The organism is Sphingomonas sp. SFZ2018-12, from assembly GCF_022496715.1.
Taxonomy (GTDB): Bacteria; Pseudomonadota; Alphaproteobacteria; order Sphingomonadales; family Sphingomonadaceae; genus Sphingomonas.
Genome location: NZ_WTFM01000001.1, coordinates 1,163,628 through 1,185,082 on the forward strand (window position 1 = coordinate 1,163,628; position 21,455 = coordinate 1,185,082).

The window sequence follows — 21,455 nt, forward strand, 5'->3', positions numbered from 1 at the left end:
TAGGAGGGCTGCCATGGATTTCACGCTCAGCGAGCGGGAGACCCATTTTCGGGATCGGGTCCGCAGCTTCATCGCCACCCATGTTCGTCCGGCGCGGCACGACTATCACCGTCAGATGGCCGAAGGCGAGCGTTGGAAGGTCCTGCCCGTGCTCGAAGAGCTGAAGGCCAAGGCGCGCGCCGCAGGGTTGTGGAACCTGTTCATGCCGCCGCATTCGGGTCAGACCCATGTCGACGACACGTTCGCGTTCGAGGGCGAGCAGCTCACCAACCTCGAATACGCTCTTTGCGCCGAGGAAATGGGGCGGATCGGCTATGCGTCGGAGGTCTTCAACTGCTCCGCGCCCGACACCGGCAACATGGAGGTTTTCCACCGCTACGGCACCCGCGAACAAAAGGAGCAGTGGCTGCGGCCATTGATGAACGGCGAGATCCGCTCGGCCTTCCTGATGACCGAACCGGCCGTCGCTTCGTCCGATGCGACCAATATCGAAACCTCGATGGTCCGCGACGGCGACCATTATGTCATCAACGGCCGCAAATGGTGGTCGTCGGGCACCGGCGATCCGCGCTGCAAAATCGCGATCGTGATGGGCAAGACCAATCCGGGCGCGTCGCGCCATGCCCAGCAGAGCATGATCCTCGTGCCGCTCGACACGCCCGGCGTGAAGATCGAGCGGATGCTGTCGGTCTATGGCTATGACCACGCCCCGCACGGGCATGGCGAGGTGGTGCTCGACAATGTCCGCGTGCCGGTCGACAATATGCTGCTGGGGGAGGGGCGCGGGTTCGAGATCGCGCAGGGTCGTCTCGGGCCGGGGCGCATCCATCACTGCATGCGCACGATCGGTGTGGCGGAGGAGGCGCTGGAGGCGATGGCCAGGCGGCTCCAGTCGCGGGTCGCGTTCGGCAAGCGGATTGCCGAACATTCGATCTGGGAGCAGCGACTGGCCCGCGCGCGCATCGACATCGAAATGACGCGCCTGCTGTGCCTCAAGGCCGCCGACATGATGGACCGCGCCGGCAACAAGGCGGCGCACCTGGAGATCAGCATGATCAAGGTCCAGGCACCGACGATGGCGCTCCAGATCCTCGACGACGCGATCCAGGCGCATGGCGGCGGCGGTGTGTCGGACGATTTCGAGCTGGCGCACAACTGGGCGAGCATGCGCACGCTGCGCTTCGCCGATGGTCCGGACGAGGTGCACAACCGCACTATCGCCCGTCACGAGCTGGGCAAATATGGCGATTACAAAGCGGACCGCGCGTCGAGCGGCGACATCGGGGTGGCCCGGTGAGCGCCACCCACGTCGCCCCGGCGCAGGAGCCCTTGCAAACTATCACGTTGCGGGGGACCCCGCAGGCGGGGGCCGCTATCCGGCCATTGCACCATCTTCTGCCTGAGGTCCCCGGCCTCCGCCGGGACGACCGAGCGTTTCGCATGAAGGCCGCCGTCCTGCGCCAGCCCGGCACGTCGCTCACCATCGAGGATGTGCGCATCGACGCGCCGGGTCCGCGTGAGGTGCTGATCCGCACCGCGGCGTGCGGGGTCTGCCGGTCCGACCTGCATTTTGTCGACGGCGCCTTTCCCCACCCTCTGCCGACGGTGCCCGGCCATGAAGCGGCGGGCGTGGTCGAGGCGGTGGGCGAGGGCGTCACCTCGGTCCGCCCCGGCGATCACGTCATTACCTTCTTCACCGTGTTCTGCGGCTCGTGCGAATTCTGCATCAGCGGCCGGCCATCGCTGTGCATCAATCCCTCGACGCGCCGCCCGGCGGACGCTTCGCCGCGGTTGACCCTCGACGACGGCACGCCGCTCGCCCCCTTTCTCAACCTGTCCGCCTTTGCCGAGCAGATGCTCGTCCATGAAAACGCCTGTGTCGCGATCGACAAGGCGATGCCGCTCGATCGTGCGGCGCTGCTCGGCTGTGCGGTCATTACCGGCGCGGGTGCGATCTTCAACGACAGCAAGGTCAAGCCGGGCGAACGCGTCGCGGTGATCGGCGCGGGCGGCATCGGGCTCGCCGCGATCAACGCGGCGAGGATCGCCGGGGCAGGCATGATCCTGGCCATCGACCCGGTGGCGGAGAAGCGCGATCTGGCGCGCAAGCTCGGCGCGACGCACGTCATGGATCCGGGCGAGGACAATGCGGTCAAGTCGGTCCTCAAGCTGACCGACGGCGGCGTCCACTATGCGATCGAGGCGGTCGGCCGGCCGCAGACCGCCGAGCTCGCCTGGGCGATCCTGCGCCGCGGCGGCACGGCCACCATCCTGGGCATGATCGCGCCTGGCAACAACGTGTCGATCCCGGGCCCGACCTTTCTGACCGGCAAGAAGCTGCAGGGGTCGCTGCTCGGCTCCACCCAGTTCCCGATCGACCTGCCGCGATTGGTGCGCATGTATCTCGACGGGCTGCTCGATCTCGACACGATGGTGGCGGAGACGATCGCGCTGGATCAGGTCAACGATGCGCTCGACAAGTTGCGCAAAGGCGATTCAGTCCGCTCGGTGATCCGCTTCAGATGAGCGAGGCGACGGCGCCGATGGTCGCGACCGACGACCTGAACCCCGCCGCGCTCGAGGCGTGGATGGCCGCCAACGTCGCGGGCTATGCGGGGCCGCTTGCCTATGCCAAATTCCCCGGCGGTCAGAGCAATCCGACCTACCGCATCGACGCGGCCAGCGGCGCCTATGTCCTGCGCCGCAAGCCGTTCGGACCGCTGCTGCCGTCCGCCCATGCGGTCGAGCGCGAATATCGGCTGATCGCCGCGCTGCATCCCACCGGCTTTCCGGTCGCACGGCCTTATGGGCTGTGCGAGGACGCGGGCGTGCTCGGCGCGGCCTTTTACGTCATGGAAATGGTGGACGGGCGTACGTTGTGGGACGGCGCGCTGCCCGGCATGACGCCCGGACAGCGGCGGGCCTATTACGATGCGATGGTCGACACGCTCGCGGCGCTGCATGCGGTCGATTACGAGGCGGCGGGGCTGGGCGACTATGGCAAGCCCGGCAATTATTTCGAGCGCCAGGTCGCCCGCTGGACCAAGCAGTATCGCATGAGCCAGACCGACGATGTGCCCGAAGTCGAGCGGCTCATTGCGTTTCTGGGCAGGAGCGTCCCCGAACAGACGCGTACCTCGATCGTGCACGGCGATTACCGCATCGACAACATGATCTTCGCGCAGGACGGCCCGCGCGTGCTGGCGGTGCTCGACTGGGAACTGTCGACGCTGGGCGATCCGCTGGCGGATTTCAGCTATTTCCTGATGAACTGGGTGACCGAGCCGGAAGGGCGCTCGGGCGTCAAGGGACTGGACGGTCCGGAAACCGGCATCCCGACCATCGCCGAGGTCGTGGCGCGTTACTGCGCCGCGACGGGCCGCGACGGCGTGCCCCAGCTCGACTGGTATTTCAGCTACAACCTGTTCCGCCTGACCGGCATCGTCCAGGGGATCAAGAAGCGGATGATCGACGGTAATGCGTCGAGCAAACAGGCGTCGGCGACCGTCGAGCGGCTGCCCGCGCTGGCCGCAGCGGCATGGCATTTCGCAGAGCGGGCCGGGGCGTGAGCGCGCCCGATTTGACGGCGGTCCCGACCTATGCCGGGACGACGATCCCCACCTTCCGTCACCCCAGCGAAGGCTGGGGTCTCAGGCCATATGAGCGCACCATGTGGCAACAGATCCCGGCCTGCGCCGGGATGACGCCAACCTCTGAACCGGAGCCCCTTCCATGACTCACCTGTTCGACCTGACCGGCAAGGTGGCGATCATCACCGGATCGTCGCGCGGCATCGGCAAGGCATCGGCCGAGGCGCTGGCCGCGCATGGTGCGAAGGTGGTCATTTCCAGCCGCAATCAGGATGCTTGCGACACGGTCGCCGCCGATTTGAACGCGAAACACGGCAAAGGCAGCGCCATCGCGGTCGCCGCCAGCCTGTCGCACAAAGCCGCACTCGCCAATCTGGTCGATCAGACGCGCGCGACATTCGGACGCATCGACGTGCTGGTCTGCAACGCCGCATCCAATCCCTATTACGGGCCGCTGGCGGGCATCGAGGACGAACAGTTCCGCAAGATCCTCGACAACAACATCCTCGCCAATCACTGGCTGATCCAGCTGGTCGCACCCGAGATGATCGAGCGCCGCGACGGGTCGATCGTCATCGTCTCGTCGATCGGCGGCCTGCGCGGCGACGGCATGATCGGCGCGTACAATGTGTCGAAGGCGGCCGACTTCCAGCTCGCGCGCAACTACGCGGTCGAATACGGACCGCACAACGTCCGTGTGAACTGCATCGCGCCGGGGCTGGTCAAGACCGACTTTGCCCGGGCGCTGTGGGAAGACCCCAAGCGGATCGCCGCGACCAACAGCCGCACGCCGCTGCGCCGGATCGGCGAACCGGAGGATATCGCCGGCGCGGTCGTCTATCTCGCCAGTCCGGCCAGCGCGTTCATGACCGGCCAGGCGATGGTGATCGACGGCGGTGTCACGATCTGATCGGAGAAACGGATGATGCGCTTTCAGGACAAGTCGATCATCGTCACCGGCGCTGGCTCCGGCATTGGCCGCGCGACGTCGCGGGCCTTTGCGGCCGAGGGCGGGCGCGTCTTCTGCGCCGACAAGAGTGTGGGCGTGCATGAGACCGTCGCGATGATCGCCGAAGCGGGCGGCACTGCCCAGGCGATCGAGATGGACGCAGGCGATGAAGCGGACGTGATCGGCACCGTCGAGCTGGCGGTCGCTTCATTCGGCGGCCTCGACATCGCTTATGCCAATGCCGGTATCTCGGGCGGCATCGCCGGATTGTTCGACGTCACGCCCGACGACTGGGCGGAGATATTGCGCGTCAACCTGATCGGCCCGTTCCTGATGATCAAGCACGCCGCGCCGCATATGGTCGATCGCGGCGGCGGCGCGATCGTCTGCACCGCCAGCGTCGCGGGGCTTCGATCCGGCGCGGGCGGTCCGCCCTATTCGGCATCGAAGGCGGGCGTCATCAGCCTGGTCCAGACCAGCGCGCAGCAATTGTCGGGCAGCAATGTGCGCGTCAACGCCATCTGTCCCGGCCTGATCGAAACCGGCATGACCGCGCGCGCCTATGAATATGCGCGCGAGCACGGCAAGGAGGATCGCATCGGCCGCCTCAATCCGCTGCGCCGGGGCGGCGAGCCGGACGAGATCGCGCAGGTCGCGCTGTTCCTTGCTTCCGACGCGGCGAGCTATGTCAACGGCCAGGCGATCGTGGTCGATGGCGGGCTGTCCTCCAGCCATCCCGTGACCCGCCAGGAGTTCGGCAAGACCGCCGCATGACGCCGGCGACGATCCCCGACCAGGCCGCCGGGGTCCTGGACTTCTGGTTTGCGCTGTCCAGCGACGCGCATTTCGCCAAGGACGAGGAGCTGGACCGCCGCATCGCCGCCCGCTTCGCGCCTCTGCTCGATCGGTTGAAGGCCGGCGGCGCGGCGGGGTGGACCGACACCCCCGACACCACCCTCGCCGCGATCATCGTCCTCGACCAGTTCGCACGCAACATCCATCGCGGCTCTGGTGAGGCGTTCGGGGGCGACACGCTGGCGGTGGCCCTCGCGCTCGGCGCGATCCGGCGCGGGTTCGATCGTGCACTCGCGCCTGAACGCGCCATGTTCCTCTATATGCCGTTGATGCACGCCGAACATGCCGGGCTGCAGCATTTCGCGATCGAATGTTTTGAGGCCGCCGGGCTCGACGACCAGGTTCGCTTCGCCCGCGCCCATGCCGAGGTAATCGATCGCTTCGGGCGCTTTCCGTCGCGCAACGCCGCGCTCGGGCGCGAAAGCAGCGCGGCGGAGCTTGCCTATCTGGCCCGGCGCGACGCGGGTTGGTGACGGCGGGGGGCACCTCTGGCTTGGCCGCCGTCGCGCAAGCCGCTAACGCGGCGGCATGGATCCTCGCGAAACCGGGCTGACACTCGACCCCCGCTATGATGCCGGCGGACTGATCACCGCTGTCGCCACCGATGCCGCAACCGGCGAAGTGCTGATGGTGGCACACATGAATGCCGAGGCGCTCGACCTTACCCTGGCGACGGGCGAGGCGCATTTCTGGTCGCGCAGCCGCGCGCGCCTGTGGAAGAAAGGCGAGACTTCGGGCCACGTGCTGCACGTGCTCGAAGCGCGCATCGACTGCGATCAGGACGCGGTCTGGCTGCGCGTCGCCCCGGCCGGGCCGGCATGCCACACCGGTGCGCGAAGCTGCTTCTACCGCCGGATCGAGGGGCGGGCACTGGTTCGCGAATGACGCGCCGGACGCTTCCGTTGATCATCGCGCTGGCCGGGCTGGTTTCCGGCTGCGGCGGCGGGGAAGGGCAGGGGGCGACCGCCGCCGATGCCGGTGCCGCCATCGAAGCCGTCGCGATCCGGCAGGGGCTGGTGCCGCCGCCGGGAGTCGCCAACCCGGTTGGAGTCTTCGTCCGCGAAACCGACCGCGTCTGCGTCGTGTCGGCGGGCGATCGTTATCGCATCGGCGTCACGATCGATTACGGCGACGGGATCGGATGCACCGCGCGCGGCACGGTCGCCCAGTCGGGTTCCGCGCTGCGCATCGAGCTGGGCGACTGCGCCTTCGACGCACGGATCGAGGGGGAGGAGATCGCGTTTCCGGCGCGCATTCCCACGGGTTGCGCGGCGCTCTGCCGGGGCCGGGCCAGCCTGTCCGCGCTCCGGGTCCAGCGCCTGAGCGATGCGCCGGCGGAGGCGCAATTGCTGCGCGATCCGCGCGGCCGATTGCTCTGCGGGAGTTGACGTTCACGTAAACCTGGCGTAGGAATGCGCCATGGCGACGAACGTGCCCACGATCGCGACTTTCGCCCCGATCGAACCGCGGCCGGACCGCGAATATTTCTCGATCTCGGACCTGTGTGCCGAGTTCGACGTCACGCCGCGCGCGCTTCGCTTCTATGAGGACGAAGGGTTGATTTCGCCCGAGCGGCGGGGTCTGGCGCGCATCTATTCGCATCGCGACCGTGCGCGGCTCGCCTGGATCCTGCGCGGGAAGCGCGTCGGGTTCAGCCTGGCCGAAATCCGCGAGATGATCGACCTCTACGATATCGGCGACGGCCGCCGGGTGCAGCGCCGCGTGACCATCCAGCGCTGCCGCGATCGCGTCGCGCTGTTGCGGGCGCAGAAACGCGATATCGACGCCGCGATCGCCGAGCTACAGCAGTTCGTCACCTTTCTCGAAACCGAAACACACCCTCAGGACTAGGATCGCCCGACATGCCGCAATATACGCCGCCGGTGCGCGACACGCGCTTTGTGCTCGACCATGTGATCGGCCTCGACCGCTTCGCCAATCTGCCCGGATTCACCGGCGCGACGCCCGACATCGTCGACGCGGTGCTGGAGGAAGGCGGCAAGTTCGTTGCCGAGGTGCTGTTCCCGATCAACCAGTCGGGCGACCAGGAAGGCTGCACCCGGCACGCGGACGGCAGCGTCACCACGCCGGCGGGCTTCAAGGAAGCCTATGACAAGCTGGTCGAGAGCGGGTGGTCGACGCTGTCGGCGCCGGAGGAATTCGGCGGTCAGGGGATGCCCCACCTCATCTCGACCGCGTTCCAGGAATATATGATTTCCGCCAACATGGCGTTCGCCATGTACCCCGGGCTGACCCACGGCGCGGTCGCAGCACTGCTCGCCAAGGGGTCGCAGGCGCAGAAGGAAAAATACGTTCCCAAGATGGTGTCGGGCGAATGGGGCGGCACGATGAACCTGACGGAGCCGCAATGCGGCACCGATCTGGGGCTGATCCGCACCCGCGCCGAACCCAATGCCGACGGCAGCTACTCGATCACGGGCACGAAGATCTTCATCTCGTCGGGCGAACATGACCTGACCAGCAACATCATCCACCTCGTGCTCGCCAAGACGCCCGGCGCGCCTGAATCGACCAAGGGGATCAGCCTGTTCGTCGTGCCGAAGTTCATCGTCAACGATGACGGCTCGCTGGGCGAACGCAACGCGGTCACCTGCGGGTCGATCGAGCACAAGATGGGCATCCACGGCAATTCGACCTGCGTGATGAACTATGACGGCGCGAAGGGCTGGCTGGTCGGCGAGGAGATGAAGGGCCTCGCCGCGATGTTCATCATGATGAACGTCGCCCGGCTGGGCGTCGGGCTGCAGGGCCTGGGTGTCGGCGAAACCGCGTACCAGAACGCGGTGCACTATGCGCGCGACCGTCGTCAGGGACGCGCGCTGACCGGCGCGGCGGAGCCCGGCGAAAAGGCCGACACGCTGTTCGTCCACCCCGATGTCCGCCGCGTGCTGATGGAGGCGAAGGCGAGCCTGGAGGGGCTGCGCGCGCTGTGCCTGTGGGGCGCGCTCCAGGTCGACCTTGCGCATATGGCCCCCGACGAGGCGGAGCGGCAGCTTGCCGACGACCTGATCGGCCTGCTGACCCCGGTCATCAAGGGCTATGGCACCGACCTCGGTTACAAGATCGCGACCGATGCCCAGCAAATCTATGGGGGCCATGGCTATATCGCGGAATGGGGCATGGAGCAGTATGTCCGTGATGCCCGTATCGCCATGATCTACGAAGGCACCAATGGCGTGCAGGCGATGGACCTGGTCGGGCGCAAGCTCGCCCAGAATGGCGGTCGCGCCGTGCAGGCGCTGTTCAAGCTGGTGGGCGAGGAAATCGCCGCGGCAAAGGGCGACGACAAGCTCGCCGACTTCGCCACCCGCCTCGAGCGTGCGCTCAACGACCTTCAGGCCGCGACCGGCTGGTTCCTCCAGAACGGGCTCCAGAACCCCAATCAGGTCGGTGCCGGCGCCTACAGCTACATGCATCTGATGGGCATCGTCGCGCTCGGCATGATGTGGCTGCGCATGCTGAAGGCGGCGCACGCCGCGTTGGCCGAAGGGCAGGGCGATGCGAAGTTCATGGAGGGCAAGATCGTGACCGCGCGCTTCTTCGCCGAGCGCATCCTGCCCGAGGCAGGGGCGCATCGCCGCAAGATCGAGGGCGGCAGCGACAGCATCATGGCGCTCGACCCGGAAATGTTCCTGGCCGCGTGACCGCATGCGGGCGGGTGCGGTTTCGCTTGAGCGACCGCGCCCGCCTGACGCATAGGGATGGCGATGCTCGCCCCGATTGCCTTGCAACCGCTCGAGCCGGGGCAACTCGGTGTCATGCGCGTCGATGCGGCGCTGAAATCCATCGTCGCAATCGCGGGCGCGATCGGCATTGAGGTCGCGCTGGCGGACCGTCTGCCGGTATCGGGCCTCGTCGCCGTGCCGGTCCTGGTGCTCGCGATCTGGTCGATCCTGTTTTCCACCCGGCGGCGCTGGTCGCGTTGGGGCTACGCCTTTACCGGCGGGGAACTGCATGTCGCGTCGGGCTGGCTGTTCCGCAGCCACACCATCGTGCCCGTCAGCCGCGTGCAGCATATCGATGTGAGCCAGGGGCCGGTCGAACGCCATTACGCGGTGGCGAGCCTGTCGCTCTACACCGCGGGTTCGGAAAGCAACGTCGTGCACCTGCCCGGCATCGCCCGCGACACCGCCGATGCGATCCGCGATACCATCCGCGAAGCGATCGCGGCGCGGGGATGACTGACCTGACCGTCGACGCCGTGGCCGACGCGGCAGACCCGGCCCGCCGGCTTCACCCCGGAACCGTCCTGCTCCGTATCCTGGCCGCCAGCCCGCGCACGCTGTTGGGGCTTCCGGCGCTGATCCCGTTGATCAACCGTCGCGGCCTGCTGGTCGGGATTGCCGTGCTCGGGCTGATCGGGCTCGTCAGCCTCCTGGTCGCATGGCTTCGCTGGCGCGCGTTCACCTACCGGATCACCGCGGACGAGGTGGTCATCGCCGACGGCATCCTCAACAAGAGCCGACGCTCGATCCCGCTCGAGCGCGTGCAGGACGTCTCGCTCGAGCAGAAGCCGCTCGCCCGGCTGTTCGGGCTGGTCACGGTGCGGATCGAAACCGGCGGTAGCGATGCCGATGAAGCGACGCTCGACAGCGTCGCCACCGCGGAGGCCGAACGGCTGCGCGCCACGATCCGTGCGAGCAGCCTTCGTCGCCGTGTCGCCGCCAGCGACGGTTGCGACGCGCCGCTTGCCGGACCCGATGCCGACGCAGCCGCCGACCACGAACATTCGTTGTTCGCGATGGACCTTCGCCGCGTCCTCACGCTCGGCCTGTTCCGGTTCTCGCTGGTCTGGATCGCGGTGATCTTCGGGATCCTCAACACGCTCGGCGATGCGATCGACTTCGACTACGACCTGATCGACGAGTGGTATCGGGCGGGCAAGCGCGAGGCCGCACATTATCTGAACATCGCGTCGTTCGTGATCGTCGGCGTGCTGGCGATCATGCTCGGCCTGGCCAGCGGCGTCCTCCAGACCCTGCTCGGCGAATTCGGGTTTCGCCTCACCCGGATCGAGCAGCGGCTGCGCCGCGTGCGCGGCCTGTTGACTCGAACCGAGGTCGTCATCGCGATCAACCGTGTCCAGCTCGCCCTGATCCGGCGTGGCGCGATCAGCGGGCTGCTGGGCTGGCGGGCGCTTGAGCTCCAGACACTCGGCGGCAGCAACGACAAGGGCGGGCGCCAGTCGATCGCACCGCTCGCGCGTCCCGATGAAATTGCCCCGATCCTCGCCGCCGCCGTGCTGCCGCCGTTCGAGCCGCTGCCACTGCGCGAGGTTTCGCCGCGCCACATCGTCCGCTCGCTGATCCTGAACGTGCCGGGACCGCTGGTGGCCGTGCTGATCGCGACCATCGTCTTTCCGCCCGCGGTCGCCTTGCTGGTCCTCACCCCGCTGCCGGTCGTCGCGGCGCTGCTCGCGCGGCGTTATCACCGCTATGCGCTTCTCGACGGCTCGCTCCAGGTGACGCGCGGGGTCCTGTCGCGCGAAGCCTGGGTCGTCCCCGACCGCGCGGTTCAGGTCGTGCGCATGCGCCAGGGGCCGTTGCAGCGCCTGCTCGGCATCGCCAGCATCCACATCGATACCGCCGGGGCGGGCAAGATCCGCGCGCCGCGCATCATCGACGTCGACACCGCGATCGCGCGCGACATGGGTGCAGCAATTGCCGCGCGCGCGATCTGGGCGGATCAGTTGGCAGACGCGGGGGCGGAAACCGGCGCGGCCGGCGAGGCGGTAGGGGCGGGCACCACCTGAACCGCCGGCGGCGCGGCATCCTGCGGGCGCTTTCGCCGTACTCCGTCGAGCGGTTTCGGGCCGGTGCTGGCGTCCGGGACCGGCGTCGGGGCGGGGGTGGGCCGCTCCGCCGCCAGCCCGCGTCGCATGCAGTCACGCGGATTGTCGCGCGGAAACTCGGCGCAGTTCCACAGGACACGCTGAAAGCCGCGTTTGCGGTCAAGCAGATAGCTGAACGACATCGTGGCGAGCAGCCTGGGCGACAGCACGCCATCCTTCGCGATCGCCTCGCGCGCCAGTGCCGCGTCGCGCCATCCCAGCAATTTGCAGCTGTCGCGTGGGCCGCAGACGCGCCGCGCATAGTCCGGATATGCCGACGCACCGAGACGCGGATCCAGCGCGACCAGAAAGGTATCGAAGTCCGCAACCGGATCGGGTGCGGACGTAACCGCGCCGCCGGGCACCGCGTCGATCATGTTGGTGCCGGGATCCTCGGCCGTCGCCGACTCTGCGCCCTCATGGCTTGCCGAATAGGGGGCAAGCAGCGCGATACGCGGCTCGACACCGCTCGCATTGCCGCGGAACGCCGCAGGGGTGCCCCACCATCCCGTCCAGCGAAAGAACAGGTGCGTGCCGACAGCGACGATCTTGTCCAGGCTCGCGCTCCAATAGGGCACGACCCAGTCGGTGTGGTAGTGCGTGGCATGCCCGACCCGGCGGTCGACCCGACCGTCGATTGCGGCAGCCGCCAGATCGCGGGCACGACGCCATTGCGCCGGCGCATAGGCGCGGGCGAGCGCGCCATCGCAGGTGAAGGTGAACTGGCACCCGGTCCGCCGGTCCGATCCCTGGAACACCACGCCGCAGATCGATTTGGGAAAGGCGGGGTGGCGCACCCGGTTGAGCACGACCTGCGCGACCGGCCGCTGGCCGTCGGGATCGTCGCCGGCTTCGTACAGCATCGCCGCCGCCAGGCAGTCGATCGCGCGCGAACGGTCCTCCGGGGCACCGCGAAAACGGAACGGCCGCGCGGCGGGGTTGGGTGCGTCAGAAAACGGAACCGACGCATTGAGCGCAACCGCGTCGCGCGGGGCCAGCTCGCGCAGCCGGATCGGCTCGACCGGCGGCACCACCACCTTGGGCATGACCCGGGCCTCGGCCGCGCGCGCAGCCTGCGATGGCGGCCGGGCGGGCGGCACCGCCGTGACGATGACCGCCGGCAGCAAGACCGCGATGCCGCCGACCAGTGCGATCGCGGCGCGCAGCGGCACGGACAGCCCCGCGCTGGGATCGGCACGCATCACGCGATTTCGCCGTCGTCGGCGCGATCGTTCCGGATCAATGTTCGGGCAGGAAGTCGGGCACCGACAGATACCGCTCGCCCGTGTCGTAGTTGAACCCGAGCACGCGCGATCCCGCGGGCAGTTCGGGCAGCTTGCGCGCGATCGCCGCGAGCGTCGCGCCCGACGAGATGCCGACCAGCATCCCCTCCTCACGCGCGGCGCGGCGCGCCATTTCCTTGGCCTCGCCGGCATCGACCTGGATCACGCCGTCGATCGCGGGGGTGTGCAGATTGGCGGGGACGAAGCCGGCGCCGATCCCCTGGATGGGATGCGGCGCGGGCTGACCGCCGGAAATGACCGGCGAGGCGGCGGGTTCGACCGCATAGACCTTGAGCGCCGGCCAATGCGGCTTCAGCGCCTCGGCCACGCCGGTGATATGCCCGCCGGTGCCGACCCCGGTGATGATCGCATCAATCGGCGACTCGGCAAAATCGGCCAGGATCTCATTGGCGGTGGTGCGCACATGCACCGCGATATTGGCCGGGTTTTCGAACTGCTGGGGCATCCACGCGCCCGGCGTCGACTGAACGATCTCGGTTGCGCGCTCGATCGCGCCCTTCATCCCCTTTTCACGCGGAGTCAGGTCGAAGGTCGCGCCATAGGCGAGCATCAGGCGGCGACGCTCGATCGACATGCTCTCGGGCATCACCAGGATCAGGCGATAGCCCTTGACCGCCGCGACCATGGCAAGCCCGACGCCCGTGTTGCCGCTGGTCGGCTCGACGATCGTACCGCCGGGCTTCAGCGCGCCGGCTTCCTCCGCCGCCTCGATCATGGCGAGCGCGATGCGGTCCTTGATCGAGCCGCCGGGGTTCGACCGCTCGGACTTGATCCACACTTCCGCGTCGGGAAACAGGCGGCTCGCCCGGATGTGCGGGGTGTTGCCGATCGTCGCCAGAATCGTGTTCGCCTTCATGCCGGCTTCTCCTTTACGGGGACAAATTCAAATGTTTCGGGCGGACCGAAGGTCCGCGCGCGGCGCAGCTCTGGGAAAATCCGCGCCCAGGCGATCGTCACCAGGACCGCGCCGATCCCGCCGGCCACGACCGCGGCCACCGGTCCGATCAGACCGGCGAGGAAGCCGCTCTCCGCCTCGCCGAGCTCGTTCGATCCCGAAATGAACAGGGTCGACACCGCACCGACGCGCCCGCGCATCTCGTCGGGCGTGTGCAGCTGGATCAGCGACTGGCGGATATAGACGGAAACCATGTCGGCCGCGCCGAGCACAAACAGCGCCGCGAGCGACACCAGGACGGCGGGCGCGACGTCGCTGCCGACTGCGTCGGGTCCGAGCCAGCGTTGCAGCAAAGGACCGGCCGCCCCGAAAATCACCGTCGCAACGCCGAACCCGGCCACCGCCAGCAGCATCTTGCGCCCGACATCCCGACGCAGCGGCCGCCAGGAAAAGACGAGCGCGATCGCGACTGCGCCCGCCGCCGGGGCGGCGCGCAGATGGCCCAGCCCATCGGCCCCGACCATCAGGATATCGCGGGCATAAACCGGGAGCATCGCGGTCGCGCCGCCCAGCAACACCGCGAACAGATCGAGCGAGATGGCACCGAAGACCAGCCGGTTGCGGCGCACATAGTGCAGCCCATCGACCATCTGCGCCCACGGATTGGTCGTGCCCCGGATCGCCGCGCGCGGAACGGCTGAAATCAGCATCAGCATGACGAGGGCCAGCAGGAACAGCCCGCCCGAAATCGCGTAGGGCAGCCAGGGCGCGGCGGCATAGAGATAGCCGCCCATCGCGGGACCGATCACCGAACCCGACTGCCACGCGATCGAACTGAGCGCGATCGCGGTCGGCAGCACCGCCGGTGCGACCAGATTGGGCGACAGCGCCTGCAGCGCCGGCCCGGCAAAGGCACGCGCCACGCCCAGCAGGGCGGCGACGGTGAACAGCGCGCCGAGCGTGATCGTGCCCGACCAGGTCAGCCAGGCGAGGGTGAGCGCGCATCCGGCCTCCAGCGCCACCGCACCCCGCGCCACCCAGCGGCGATCGACCCGGTCGGCGACCCATCCGGCCCATAGCGACAGGACGAGCAGCGGCAGGAATTGAGCGACCCCGATCAGGCCTAACTGAATCGCGGCATCGCGGATCCCCATGGTGCGGCGCGCGATATCGTAGACCTGCCATCCGATCACGACGACCATCGCGACCTGCGCCAGGGTCGTGGCCAGCCGCGCCACCCAGTAGGCGCGGAAGTTGTGGACGCGAAAGGGGTGGGCGACAGCAACCATCTCGCCCGCGCTCTACCGGTATCGCGGGGGCGGCGGCAACCACGCTTTGCTGGGGCCGCGAACAAGCGTGGCTTGTCCGTGCTGGCCCTTCATCCCCCGACCTGTCAGCATGTTGGCAACGAATCGGAGGATTGGATGCGGAAATATCTGCGCGCAGCGGTGGTTTCGGCAGCGGCGCTGGCCCTGTTCGGCTGCTCGCCCGGCGGCGACGGCAATGACGGGCAGGCGACTGCGGTGATCGCACCCGGCTCGGCCGACTGGCAGGCGTTTGTCGACCGGACGATCGAGCGCTGGTTCACGCTCGACCCGGCGTTCGCGGTCTATCAGGGCCGCCATGATTTCGACGGCAAGCTGCCCGACTGGAGCGATGCCGGACTGAAGGCGCGCGCGGACTTCCTGAAGGTGACGATCCGCGAGGCCGGCCGGTTTCGCGATCTGACCCCCCAGCAGCGTTTCGAGCGCGATTACCTGGCCAAGGTGGCGGAAGGCCAGCTGTTCTGGCTGGAGGATGCAGATCAGCCGCATCGCAACCCCGCCTTCTACATCGGCGGGCTCGATCCCAACGTCTATGTCGCGCGCAACTATGCCGATCCGGCGACGCGGCTGCAGGCGCTCACCCGTTTCCTCAAGGGCGTGCCCGGCGCGGTCGAGCAGATCAAGGCGAACCTGAAGCTTCCGTTGCCGGTCAGCTTTGTCGACTATGGGGTGGCCGGTTTCCGCGGTTTTGCCGATTATTATACCGGCGATGCCAAGGCGGCCTTTGCCGAGGTCAAGGACCCGACGCTGCAGCGCGAGTTCGACGCCGCCGCCATGGCCGCGGCGAAGGCAACACGCGGGCTGGGCGACTGGCTCGAGGCCAGCAAGGCCGACGCGACCACTGATTTCGCGCTCGGGCCCGAACGCTTCGCGCGCATGCTGAAGGCGACCGAAGCCGTCGACATCTCGCTCGACGCGCTGGAACGCGTCGGTCGCGCCGACCTGGCCCGCAACCAGGCGATGCTGCGCGCCGAATGCGCCAAGCTCGCGCCGGGCAAATCGATCGCGCAATGCATGGGCGAGATCAACGCGATCAAGCCCGAGGGCGGGCCGGTCGCCGCGGCCCGTCGCCAGATCCCCGAACTGCGCGCCTTCCTGATCGAAAAGGACCTGGTGACCATTCCCGGCACCGAGGAAGCGCTGGTCCGCGAAAGTCCGCCCTATAACCGGCAGAACTCGGCCTATATCGACCCGCCCGGACCCTTCGAGAAGAATATTCCGTCGATCTACTACATCTCGCCGCCCGATCCGTCCTGGTCGCCGGCGGTGCAGGCGGCCTATATTCCCGGCGAGCCCGACCTGCTGTTCACCACAGTGCACGAGGTATTTCCCGGCCACTTCCTGCAATTCCTCCACGCCAACCGCTCGGAATCGCTCTTTGGCCGGCTGTTCGTCGGCTACGCCTTTGCCGAGGGCTGGGCGCATTATACCGAGGAGATGATGTGGGAGGCCGGGCTGCGCGGCACGCCCGAGACGCATATCGGCCAGCTGTCCAACGCGCTGCTGCGCAACTGCCGGTTCCTGTCCGCGATCGGGCTGCACGCGCGCGGCATGACGCAGGCGCAGTCGCAGGCGATGTTCCGCGACGAATGTTTCCAGGACGAAGGTAACGCGCGGCAACAGGCCGCGCGTGGCACCTATGATCCCGCCTATCTCAACTACACGCTCGGCAAGCTGATGATCCGCAAGCTGCGCGCCGACTGGACCGCGAAGAATGGCGGGCGCGAGGCGTGGAAGGGCTTCCACGACCGCTTCCTCAGCTATGGCGGCCCGCCGATCCCGCTGGTCCGTCAGGCAATGATGAACGAGGATACCCCGCGCGCCCTGTTCTGAAAAAGGGCGTCGCCCCGGCCTGCGCCAGGGCGACGCTTCGTCCTCAGCCGTCGAGGAACTCGATCAGGTCCTCGGTCAGGCGGTCGGCATGCGTCGCCGCCAGCCCGTGCGGCGCGCCGTCATATTCGATCAGCGTCGCATCGGTAATCATCGTCGCGGCGACGCGCGCGGTGATGTCGATCGGCACGATGCTGTCGGCGGTACCATGAACGATCAGCGTCGGTACGGTGAACGCCGCCATGTCCGCGCGAAAGTCGGTGGTGCCGAACGCCGCGATGCATTGCAGCGTCGGGTGAAGGCCCGCCATCATCGCCATGTTCCAGTGATGATGCACCGCGCTGTCGCTCAACGCCTCAGGGTTGTTCTCCAGCCCGAAAAAGCCCTTCAGAAAACCCTGCATGAATTCGGCACGATCGGCGCGCACGCCCGCCATCATGCCGTCGAACACCGATTGCGGCGCACCATTGGGATGATCGTCGGTCTGAAGGAGGAAGGGGGTGACCGCGCCGATCAGCCCGGCCTTGACGACCCGCGCACCCTCATGCCGGCTCATATAGCGCGCGATCTCGCCGCCCCCCATCGAAAAGCCGATGATCGCGGCATCCTCCACATCGACCGCGTCGAGCACGTCGGCCAGGTCGTCGGCGAAGGTGTCATAGTCATAGCCGTGCCACGGCTGTTCGGAGCGGCCGAACCCGCGCCGGTCATAGGCGACGACGGTGTAGCCCGCCTCCGCCAGGCCGAGCGCCTGCGCGTCCCAGCTGTCGGCATTGAGCGGCCAGCCATGGACCAGCACGACGGGCGGGCCATCGCCCCACATCTTGACGTACAGCTCGGTCTCGTCGCGGGTTTCGATGAAGGGCATGGGGGTCTCCGGTGGCTAACGGCGCGACGCTAGCCCGACGTGGTGACAATATGGCGTCACCCGGTCGCCCCGCGCGACAGTCTTTTCCCGCTCGCCGGATCGGCTATCATCATCGGTACGAAACGACATTCCGGGGGGAATCGACATGGCGCGTGCACGCGGGGCGTATGCGGGACGGCGGGATCTGCGGCGGCGGCGCATGGTCGTGCTTGGCGGCGCCATCGCGGCGCTCGCCATGGCCCCCGGCGCGCAGGCGGAGACCGCCGACTTCCTCGCGCGCTATCCCGCGCCCAACCGCGACGCGAGTTTCCTCACCCGAATGGCGGTCGACCGGGTCGCGGGTGCGGACGGCGCGCAGCTCGCCTTTGCGATCGAGGAGGCACTGGACCGCGCCGATATCGACGGCACCCGCTATTTCACCGTCATCTCGGGCGCGAGCAGGTATCGCGGCGGCGAGGCGCCCAGCGCGGATGGCGTGATCACCGGCACCGTCGCCACCGATGTCGAGGAGAACGAGGTCAAGCGCAAGGTGCGCAAGTGCGTCGAGCGCGAGGGCGGCACGCGGGAGGGCAAATGCCTGAAGGAGGCGGATGTTGACACGCTGTGCCGTCAGCGAATCGTCGCGGTCGACGTCACGCTGCGGTTGACGCGGGTGTCCGACGATGTCGTCGTCTACCGTACCGCACGTCCCGAGCGGGCCGAGCTGAGCTGGTGTCCGGGCGAACGACCCGAGCGGACGGTCGAGGACATGATCGGCGCGCAGATCGCCAGCCATGCCGCCGCTTTTCGCCACGACATCGCGCCCTATGCGGTGCGCGAAAGCATCCGGTATCGCGAAGGCCGGTCGAAGATGCCGAAAGAGATCGGCCAGCGTTTCCGGGCCGCGGTGCTCGTTTCCGAACGCGACCCTGACGCTGCCTGTGCGGCGTGGCGGGGCATCGATGCCGAGCTGCCCGGCCATCCGTCGATCGCGTTCAATCTTGCGCTCTGTGCCGAAGCGGCGGGGGCGCTGGATGATGCGCTGCGCGCCTATCAGCGCGCCGCCGACATCGATCCGCGCGCCGGCGACATCCGGGCGGGAATCGATCGCGTCACACGCCGCATTGCCTTCGAGGCCGACGCCGACCGCTATCCCGCGCGCTGACGTTCCATAACGCGAGAAGGCGTGACTTCGCAGGGCAGGGCGTCTCGATCATCGCGCGTTTCGTATTGCAGGCGTGGAGCCGCCGACCTGTCCGAGAAGGCGGCACCATCCCAGTTCGACATTCCGGCACATTCAGGCAAGCATATCCTGGAAAGTTTGGGCAGCGGAGGATAGGGGAGCGAGGGCTCACGCCGCCGCGCAATTTCGATTTGGCCGTTCACTCGCTGCGCTGTCGATACTGGCGATCAGCGCCTGCTGGTAACTGAGCATCGCCGCGTGCTTGGGCAACCAGTGCACATTGCGATACGCGATCGCCTGATCGTGAATCGCACGGTTCCGCTCGCTCGATATCATCAGAATTGGCATCCCGTCATGGCGTGAATTACCGCGCACCATCGCAACCAGTTCAAGGCCGTCCATGGTCGGCATGTTGTAATCGGTAGACATTATGTCGAATTCTTGAAGTTCGAGCCAAGCCAGCGCCTGTCGTCCGTTCTCCGCAAACCAGGGTCGAAATATCGGAGAGGGGACAAGGCTCGCGAGAAGATTACGAACGATTTCGCAATCGTCCACAATCAGTACGTTCAACGGCTGCCCGGTCATGGTCGAACCTCTTGTGCGGCGGGGACGGCGCAGCCGACATCGGACGCAACGGCGGCGCGGGCGAGGCGGGCCGCGAGATTGTCGAGGGTCAACCCGCTGACGGCATGGTTGCGGCACGTCGCGTCGACGAGATCGGCGAGGCAGCGTTGTTCCTGGGCGATGCGGTCGATCTGCTGCAGCGTTTCACCATGCGCCGAGACGACCGCTAAATCGTCGCACAGAATTGCGCCCAACGCATCGATCTGCGCACTCAGCGCACGCAGTTCGGAAGCGATGAGGCGATCCCACTCGCGGCGCAGGCGGGAAAGGTCATGCTGCATTTTGCACCACAGGCGCCTGGGTGATAGCGGCCGCCAGATCGGCTGGCGCGACACTGATGAGAGGGCAGGCGCTGGACGCTGCGATGATGGCGTCGGCGACGAGCGCGGTTTCGACTGACTGACCGAAGCATCTCGCGCCCGATCCATGAACCGCGGCCATTCCGGCGCGACCATCACTGCCACCACCCGACAGGATCACGGCTTGGCATTTGCCTGCCGCGGTCTTTGCGATCGAACCTAGCAGCAGGTCTGCAGAGGGACGACAGCCATTTACCGGTTCGCGATCAACCAGGCGTATTGTGCCACCCGGCCAGCGATCGATCACAACATGCCGTGTAGGATCGACCGCGATGTATACGGTGCCCTGTTCGAGCGGTTCGTGATCCGCCGCCAGCTTCACCTTTGGCGCGATCGATCTGGACAGCTTGGCAGCAAAGGGCACGCCGAAGCCTTCGTCGATCGCGAGCATCAGGATGGTCGGCGGGCAGTTCGCGGGGAAGCCGGCGAGCATTTCGGACGCAGCCTCGATGCCGCCCATGCCGCCGACGATCCCGACAAGCGACCCGTCCCAGTGATATGTGCCTGGGCCGGCGGCAGGCCGGGCGGCTTTCTGCGCGCGGCGGGCAGCAAGATTTGTGCTCGCCGCGGTCAGCACGGTCTTGCACAGCTTGCCCACGATCTTTTCAAACTCGTCGGGCGTGGCGCGCGCCGGTTTGGGAAAGCAGTCGACCGCGCCGAGTTCGATCGCACGCAACGAAACGTCAGCGCCTTTTTGCGTAAGGGTGGAGAGCATCACGACCGGTACGGGCCGCGAGGTCATCAATTCTTCCAGAAACTCGATGCCGGTCATGCCGGGCATTTCCACATCCAGGGTCAGCACGTCCGGGCGCAGTTCGGCAATCATATCTCGCGCTTCGTCGGCTCCGTTCGCTGCACCGACCACCACCAGATCCTTGCTGCGCTCAAGCGCGTTCGTGAACAGCGCGCGCATGGTCATTGAATCGTCGACGATAAGTACTTTCTTGGCGGTCATGTGATGTATCCCGAATGGTGATCGTTACTGTTTCTGGCTACGCGGCCTCGGCGATGTCTTGACCCTGCGTGAGTTCGCGCAGGTCGAGCACCATCACCATCCTGTCCTCGATCGCGGCGAGGCCTTCGAGGAACGGCACGACGCTGTCGTTGGTGGTGGCAGGTGGCGGCTGCAGCGCGTCTGGGCCAATGGTGACGATGTCGCTGACCGAGTCCACGATCAGTCCGCGAAACTGGCCCTCCACCTGGGTCACGATGATGACGTGCCGGCTGGTCGGTTCTGACGGATGCCAACCCAGCCGTGCCGCGAGGTCGAACACCGGCAACACCGTGCCGCGCAGATTGACGACGCCAACGACGAAATGCGGCACATGCGGCAGGCGCGTGGTCGGCGTCCATGCACGGATTTCGCGGATGGCCATGATGTCGATGCCGAACACCTGTTGTTCGACTTCGAACGTGATGAGCTGACGGGTCATTTCCTTCTCCCTGCGCAAAGGTGATCAGTGGGCGACTCTGCGAACGGCGGTCGCCAGCTTGGCGGCATCGAAGGGTTTGACGATCCAGCCAGTCGCCCCGGCAGCACGCGCGCGCGCCTTCTTCTCGTCGGAGCTTTCAGTTGTGAGCACGAGGATCGGTCGGCCCTGATGCAGACCCTGGCCGCGCACCCGCTCGATCAGGCCGAATCCGTCGAGATTGGGCATGTTGATGTCGGTGATAACCACATCGTAATCAGCCACCGAAAGCCGGCTCAGCGCATCGATGCCGTCGACGGCCTGATCGACAACAAATCCCTCCGCCGTCAGCGCGTGTTTCAGCAGCGCGCGCATGCTGGCGCTGTCATCGACGGTAAGGATGCGGGTGCAGGTCATGGTCATGTCCGGTCTCG

At 67.2% G+C, this 21,455-nt stretch carries 23 protein-coding genes; 14 read left to right on the forward strand and 9 right to left on the reverse strand.

Features of this window, described 5'->3' with window-relative positions:
- The first annotated feature begins 13 nt into the window (after positions 1-13).
- The 12 genes from GO308_RS05340 (at position 14) to GO308_RS05395 (ending at position 11,167) form a co-directional block, all read left to right on the forward strand.
- Complete coding sequence (locus GO308_RS05340; protein WP_240884328.1) at positions 14-1,297, forward strand: acyl-CoA dehydrogenase family protein; 1,284 nt, start codon at positions 14-16, stop codon at positions 1,295-1,297.
- Positions 1,298-1,440: 143 nt separating this feature from the next.
- The gene (locus GO308_RS05345) at positions 1,441-2,526 is read left to right on the forward strand and encodes a Zn-dependent alcohol dehydrogenase (protein ID WP_240884330.1); all 1,086 of its coding nucleotides are present in this window, start codon (positions 1,441-1,443) and stop codon (positions 2,524-2,526) included.
- A complete protein-coding gene (locus tag GO308_RS05350; RefSeq protein WP_240884332.1) occupies positions 2,523-3,569 on the forward strand; it encodes a phosphotransferase family protein in 1,047 nt (348 codons plus the stop codon). The genes GO308_RS05345 and GO308_RS05350 overlap by 4 nt, the downstream gene beginning before the upstream one ends.
- 163 nt (positions 3,570-3,732) lie before the next feature.
- Positions 3,733-4,500 carry an SDR family oxidoreductase gene (locus tag GO308_RS05355; RefSeq protein WP_240884334.1) on the forward strand — a complete coding sequence of 256 codons (768 nt, stop codon included), beginning with the start codon at positions 3,733-3,735 and terminating at the stop codon, positions 4,498-4,500.
- A gap of 12 nt (positions 4,501-4,512) precedes the next feature.
- Positions 4,513-5,313 carry an SDR family oxidoreductase gene (locus GO308_RS05360; RefSeq protein ID WP_240884336.1) on the forward strand — a complete coding sequence of 267 codons (801 nt, stop codon included), beginning with the start codon at positions 4,513-4,515 and terminating at the stop codon, positions 5,311-5,313.
- Positions 5,310-5,867: a DUF924 family protein gene (locus GO308_RS05365; RefSeq protein ID WP_240884339.1), complete on the forward strand. Its 558-nt coding sequence runs from the start codon at positions 5,310-5,312 to the stop codon at positions 5,865-5,867. The genes GO308_RS05360 and GO308_RS05365 overlap by 4 nt, the downstream gene beginning before the upstream one ends.
- Positions 5,868-5,922: 55 nt before the next feature.
- Positions 5,923-6,279, forward strand: a complete 357-nt coding sequence (gene hisI, locus GO308_RS05370) for a phosphoribosyl-AMP cyclohydrolase (protein WP_066478605.1) — start codon at positions 5,923-5,925, stop codon at positions 6,277-6,279.
- A complete protein-coding gene (locus GO308_RS05375) occupies positions 6,276-6,782 on the forward strand; it encodes a hypothetical protein (RefSeq protein WP_240884341.1) in 507 nt (168 codons plus the stop codon). Before hisI ends, GO308_RS05375 begins: the two co-directional genes overlap by 4 nt.
- 31 nt (positions 6,783-6,813) lie before the next feature.
- Positions 6,814-7,245 carry a MerR family DNA-binding transcriptional regulator gene (locus GO308_RS05380; RefSeq protein WP_066478609.1) on the forward strand — a complete coding sequence of 144 codons (432 nt, stop codon included), beginning with the start codon at positions 6,814-6,816 and terminating at the stop codon, positions 7,243-7,245.
- Between the two features lie 11 nt (positions 7,246-7,256).
- A complete protein-coding gene (locus GO308_RS05385; protein WP_240884342.1) occupies positions 7,257-9,059 on the forward strand; it encodes an acyl-CoA dehydrogenase C-terminal domain-containing protein in 1,803 nt (600 codons plus the stop codon).
- A 57-nt stretch (positions 9,060-9,116) separates the two neighbouring features.
- Positions 9,117-9,596 carry a PH domain-containing protein gene (locus GO308_RS05390; protein ID WP_240884348.1) on the forward strand — a complete coding sequence of 160 codons (480 nt, stop codon included), beginning with the start codon at positions 9,117-9,119 and terminating at the stop codon, positions 9,594-9,596.
- A complete protein-coding gene (locus GO308_RS05395; protein WP_240884354.1) occupies positions 9,593-11,167 on the forward strand; it encodes a PH domain-containing protein in 1,575 nt (524 codons plus the stop codon). The genes GO308_RS05390 and GO308_RS05395 overlap by 4 nt, the downstream gene beginning before the upstream one ends.
- Here the strand turns inward: GO308_RS05395 and GO308_RS05400 are convergent.
- Genes GO308_RS05400 through GO308_RS05410 form a run of 3 tightly spaced genes read right to left on the reverse strand, consistent with a single transcriptional unit; the run spans position 11,101 to position 14,733 of the window.
- Complete coding sequence (locus GO308_RS05400; RefSeq protein ID WP_240884356.1) at positions 11,101-12,447, reverse strand: cell wall hydrolase; 1,347 nt, start codon at positions 12,445-12,447, stop codon at positions 11,101-11,103. The two genes, GO308_RS05395 and GO308_RS05400, sit on opposite strands and share 67 nt — an antisense overlap.
- 37 nt (positions 12,448-12,484) lie before the next feature.
- Positions 12,485-13,405 (reverse strand): cysteine synthase A, encoded by a 921-nt coding sequence (gene cysK, locus GO308_RS05405; protein ID WP_066478620.1) that lies wholly within the window; start codon positions 13,403-13,405, stop codon positions 12,485-12,487.
- Positions 13,402-14,733 (reverse strand): MFS transporter, encoded by a 1,332-nt coding sequence (locus GO308_RS05410; RefSeq protein ID WP_240884357.1) that lies wholly within the window; start codon positions 14,731-14,733, stop codon positions 13,402-13,404. The genes cysK and GO308_RS05410 overlap by 4 nt, the downstream gene beginning before the upstream one ends.
- A 135-nt stretch (positions 14,734-14,868) precedes the next feature.
- Here GO308_RS05410 and GO308_RS05415 point away from each other — a divergent pair, with 135 nt between their 5' ends.
- Positions 14,869-16,602, forward strand: coding sequence for a DUF885 domain-containing protein (locus GO308_RS05415; RefSeq protein WP_066478624.1), 1,734 nt, complete (start codon positions 14,869-14,871; stop codon positions 16,600-16,602).
- A 43-nt stretch (positions 16,603-16,645) separates the two neighbouring features.
- Here GO308_RS05415 and GO308_RS05420 read toward each other — a convergent pair whose 3' ends face one another.
- Positions 16,646-17,467, reverse strand: coding sequence for an alpha/beta hydrolase (locus GO308_RS05420; protein ID WP_240884358.1), 822 nt, complete (start codon positions 17,465-17,467; stop codon positions 16,646-16,648).
- A 145-nt stretch (positions 17,468-17,612) separates the two neighbouring features.
- On the opposite strand from GO308_RS05420, the gene GO308_RS05425 reads away from it, so the two are divergent.
- Entirely contained in the window at positions 17,613-18,611 is a 999-nt protein-coding gene (locus GO308_RS05425; protein WP_240884359.1) for a tetratricopeptide repeat protein, read from the forward strand.
- 186 nt (positions 18,612-18,797) lie between these two features.
- Here GO308_RS05425 and GO308_RS05430 read toward each other — a convergent pair whose 3' ends face one another.
- From GO308_RS05430 to GO308_RS05450, 5 genes are read right to left on the reverse strand one after another with little or no spacing between them, the layout of a single operon-like run.
- A complete protein-coding gene (locus GO308_RS05430) occupies positions 18,798-19,214 on the reverse strand; it encodes a response regulator (RefSeq protein ID WP_240884361.1) in 417 nt (138 codons plus the stop codon).
- The gene (locus GO308_RS05435; protein ID WP_066549457.1) at positions 19,211-19,534 is read right to left on the reverse strand and encodes a hypothetical protein; all 324 of its coding nucleotides are present in this window, start codon (positions 19,532-19,534) and stop codon (positions 19,211-19,213) included. The genes GO308_RS05430 and GO308_RS05435 overlap by 4 nt, the downstream gene beginning before the upstream one ends.
- On the reverse strand, positions 19,524-20,567 hold the full coding sequence (locus GO308_RS05440; protein ID WP_240884363.1) for a chemotaxis protein CheB: 1,044 nt from the start codon (positions 20,565-20,567) through the stop codon (positions 19,524-19,526). The genes GO308_RS05435 and GO308_RS05440 overlap by 11 nt, the downstream gene beginning before the upstream one ends.
- Before the next feature lie 37 nt (positions 20,568-20,604).
- The gene (locus tag GO308_RS05445; RefSeq protein ID WP_066549454.1) at positions 20,605-21,045 is read right to left on the reverse strand and encodes a chemotaxis protein CheW; all 441 of its coding nucleotides are present in this window, start codon (positions 21,043-21,045) and stop codon (positions 20,605-20,607) included.
- A 24-nt stretch (positions 21,046-21,069) separates the two neighbouring features.
- Complete coding sequence (locus GO308_RS05450) at positions 21,070-21,438, reverse strand: response regulator (protein ID WP_066478750.1); 369 nt, start codon at positions 21,436-21,438, stop codon at positions 21,070-21,072.
- Between the last annotated feature and the right edge of the window lie 17 nt (positions 21,439-21,455).

Excerpts from the sequence above, each read along its gene's own strand:
- GO308_RS05415 (WP_066478624.1), top strand. The coding sequence starts at position 14,869 with ATGCGGAAATATCTGCGCGCAGCGGTGGTTTCGGCAGCGGCGCTGGCC.
- GO308_RS05365 (WP_240884339.1), top strand. The coding sequence starts at position 5,310 with ATGACGCCGGCGACGATCCCCGACCAGGCCGCCGGGGTCCTGGACTTC.
- GO308_RS05420 (WP_240884358.1), bottom strand. The coding sequence starts at position 17,467 with ATGCCCTTCATCGAAACCCGCGACGAGACCGAGCTGTACGTCAAGATG.
- GO308_RS05445 (WP_066549454.1), bottom strand. The coding sequence starts at position 21,045 with ATGACCCGTCAGCTCATCACGTTCGAAGTCGAACAACAGGTGTTCGGC.
- GO308_RS05435 (WP_066549457.1), bottom strand. The coding sequence starts at position 19,534 with ATGCAGCATGACCTTTCCCGCCTGCGCCGCGAGTGGGATCGCCTCATC.
- GO308_RS05440 (WP_240884363.1), bottom strand. The coding sequence starts at position 20,567 with ATGACCGCCAAGAAAGTACTTATCGTCGACGATTCAATGACCATGCGC.
- GO308_RS05450 (WP_066478750.1), bottom strand. The coding sequence starts at position 21,438 with ATGACCTGCACCCGCATCCTTACCGTCGATGACAGCGCCAGCATGCGC.
- GO308_RS05390 (WP_240884348.1), top strand. The coding sequence starts at position 9,117 with ATGGCGATGCTCGCCCCGATTGCCTTGCAACCGCTCGAGCCGGGGCAA.
- GO308_RS05355 (WP_240884334.1), top strand. The coding sequence starts at position 3,733 with ATGACTCACCTGTTCGACCTGACCGGCAAGGTGGCGATCATCACCGGA.
- GO308_RS05380 (WP_066478609.1), top strand. The coding sequence starts at position 6,814 with ATGGCGACGAACGTGCCCACGATCGCGACTTTCGCCCCGATCGAACCG.
- GO308_RS05385 (WP_240884342.1), top strand. The coding sequence starts at position 7,257 with ATGCCGCAATATACGCCGCCGGTGCGCGACACGCGCTTTGTGCTCGAC.
- GO308_RS05425 (WP_240884359.1), top strand. The coding sequence starts at position 17,613 with ATGGCGCGTGCACGCGGGGCGTATGCGGGACGGCGGGATCTGCGGCGG.
- GO308_RS05395 (WP_240884354.1), top strand. The coding sequence starts at position 9,593 with ATGACTGACCTGACCGTCGACGCCGTGGCCGACGCGGCAGACCCGGCC.
- GO308_RS05375 (WP_240884341.1), top strand. The coding sequence starts at position 6,276 with ATGACGCGCCGGACGCTTCCGTTGATCATCGCGCTGGCCGGGCTGGTT.
- GO308_RS05350 (WP_240884332.1), top strand. The coding sequence starts at position 2,523 with ATGAGCGAGGCGACGGCGCCGATGGTCGCGACCGACGACCTGAACCCC.
- GO308_RS05430 (WP_240884361.1), bottom strand. The coding sequence starts at position 19,214 with ATGACCGGGCAGCCGTTGAACGTACTGATTGTGGACGATTGCGAAATC.
- hisI (WP_066478605.1), top strand. The coding sequence starts at position 5,923 with ATGGATCCTCGCGAAACCGGGCTGACACTCGACCCCCGCTATGATGCC.
- GO308_RS05410 (WP_240884357.1), bottom strand. The coding sequence starts at position 14,733 with ATGGTTGCTGTCGCCCACCCCTTTCGCGTCCACAACTTCCGCGCCTAC.
- GO308_RS05360 (WP_240884336.1), top strand. The coding sequence starts at position 4,513 with ATGATGCGCTTTCAGGACAAGTCGATCATCGTCACCGGCGCTGGCTCC.
- cysK (WP_066478620.1), bottom strand. The coding sequence starts at position 13,405 with ATGAAGGCGAACACGATTCTGGCGACGATCGGCAACACCCCGCACATC.
- GO308_RS05345 (WP_240884330.1), top strand. The coding sequence starts at position 1,441 with ATGAAGGCCGCCGTCCTGCGCCAGCCCGGCACGTCGCTCACCATCGAG.
- GO308_RS05340 (WP_240884328.1), top strand. The coding sequence starts at position 14 with ATGGATTTCACGCTCAGCGAGCGGGAGACCCATTTTCGGGATCGGGTC.
- GO308_RS05400 (WP_240884356.1), bottom strand. The coding sequence starts at position 12,447 with ATGCGTGCCGATCCCAGCGCGGGGCTGTCCGTGCCGCTGCGCGCCGCG.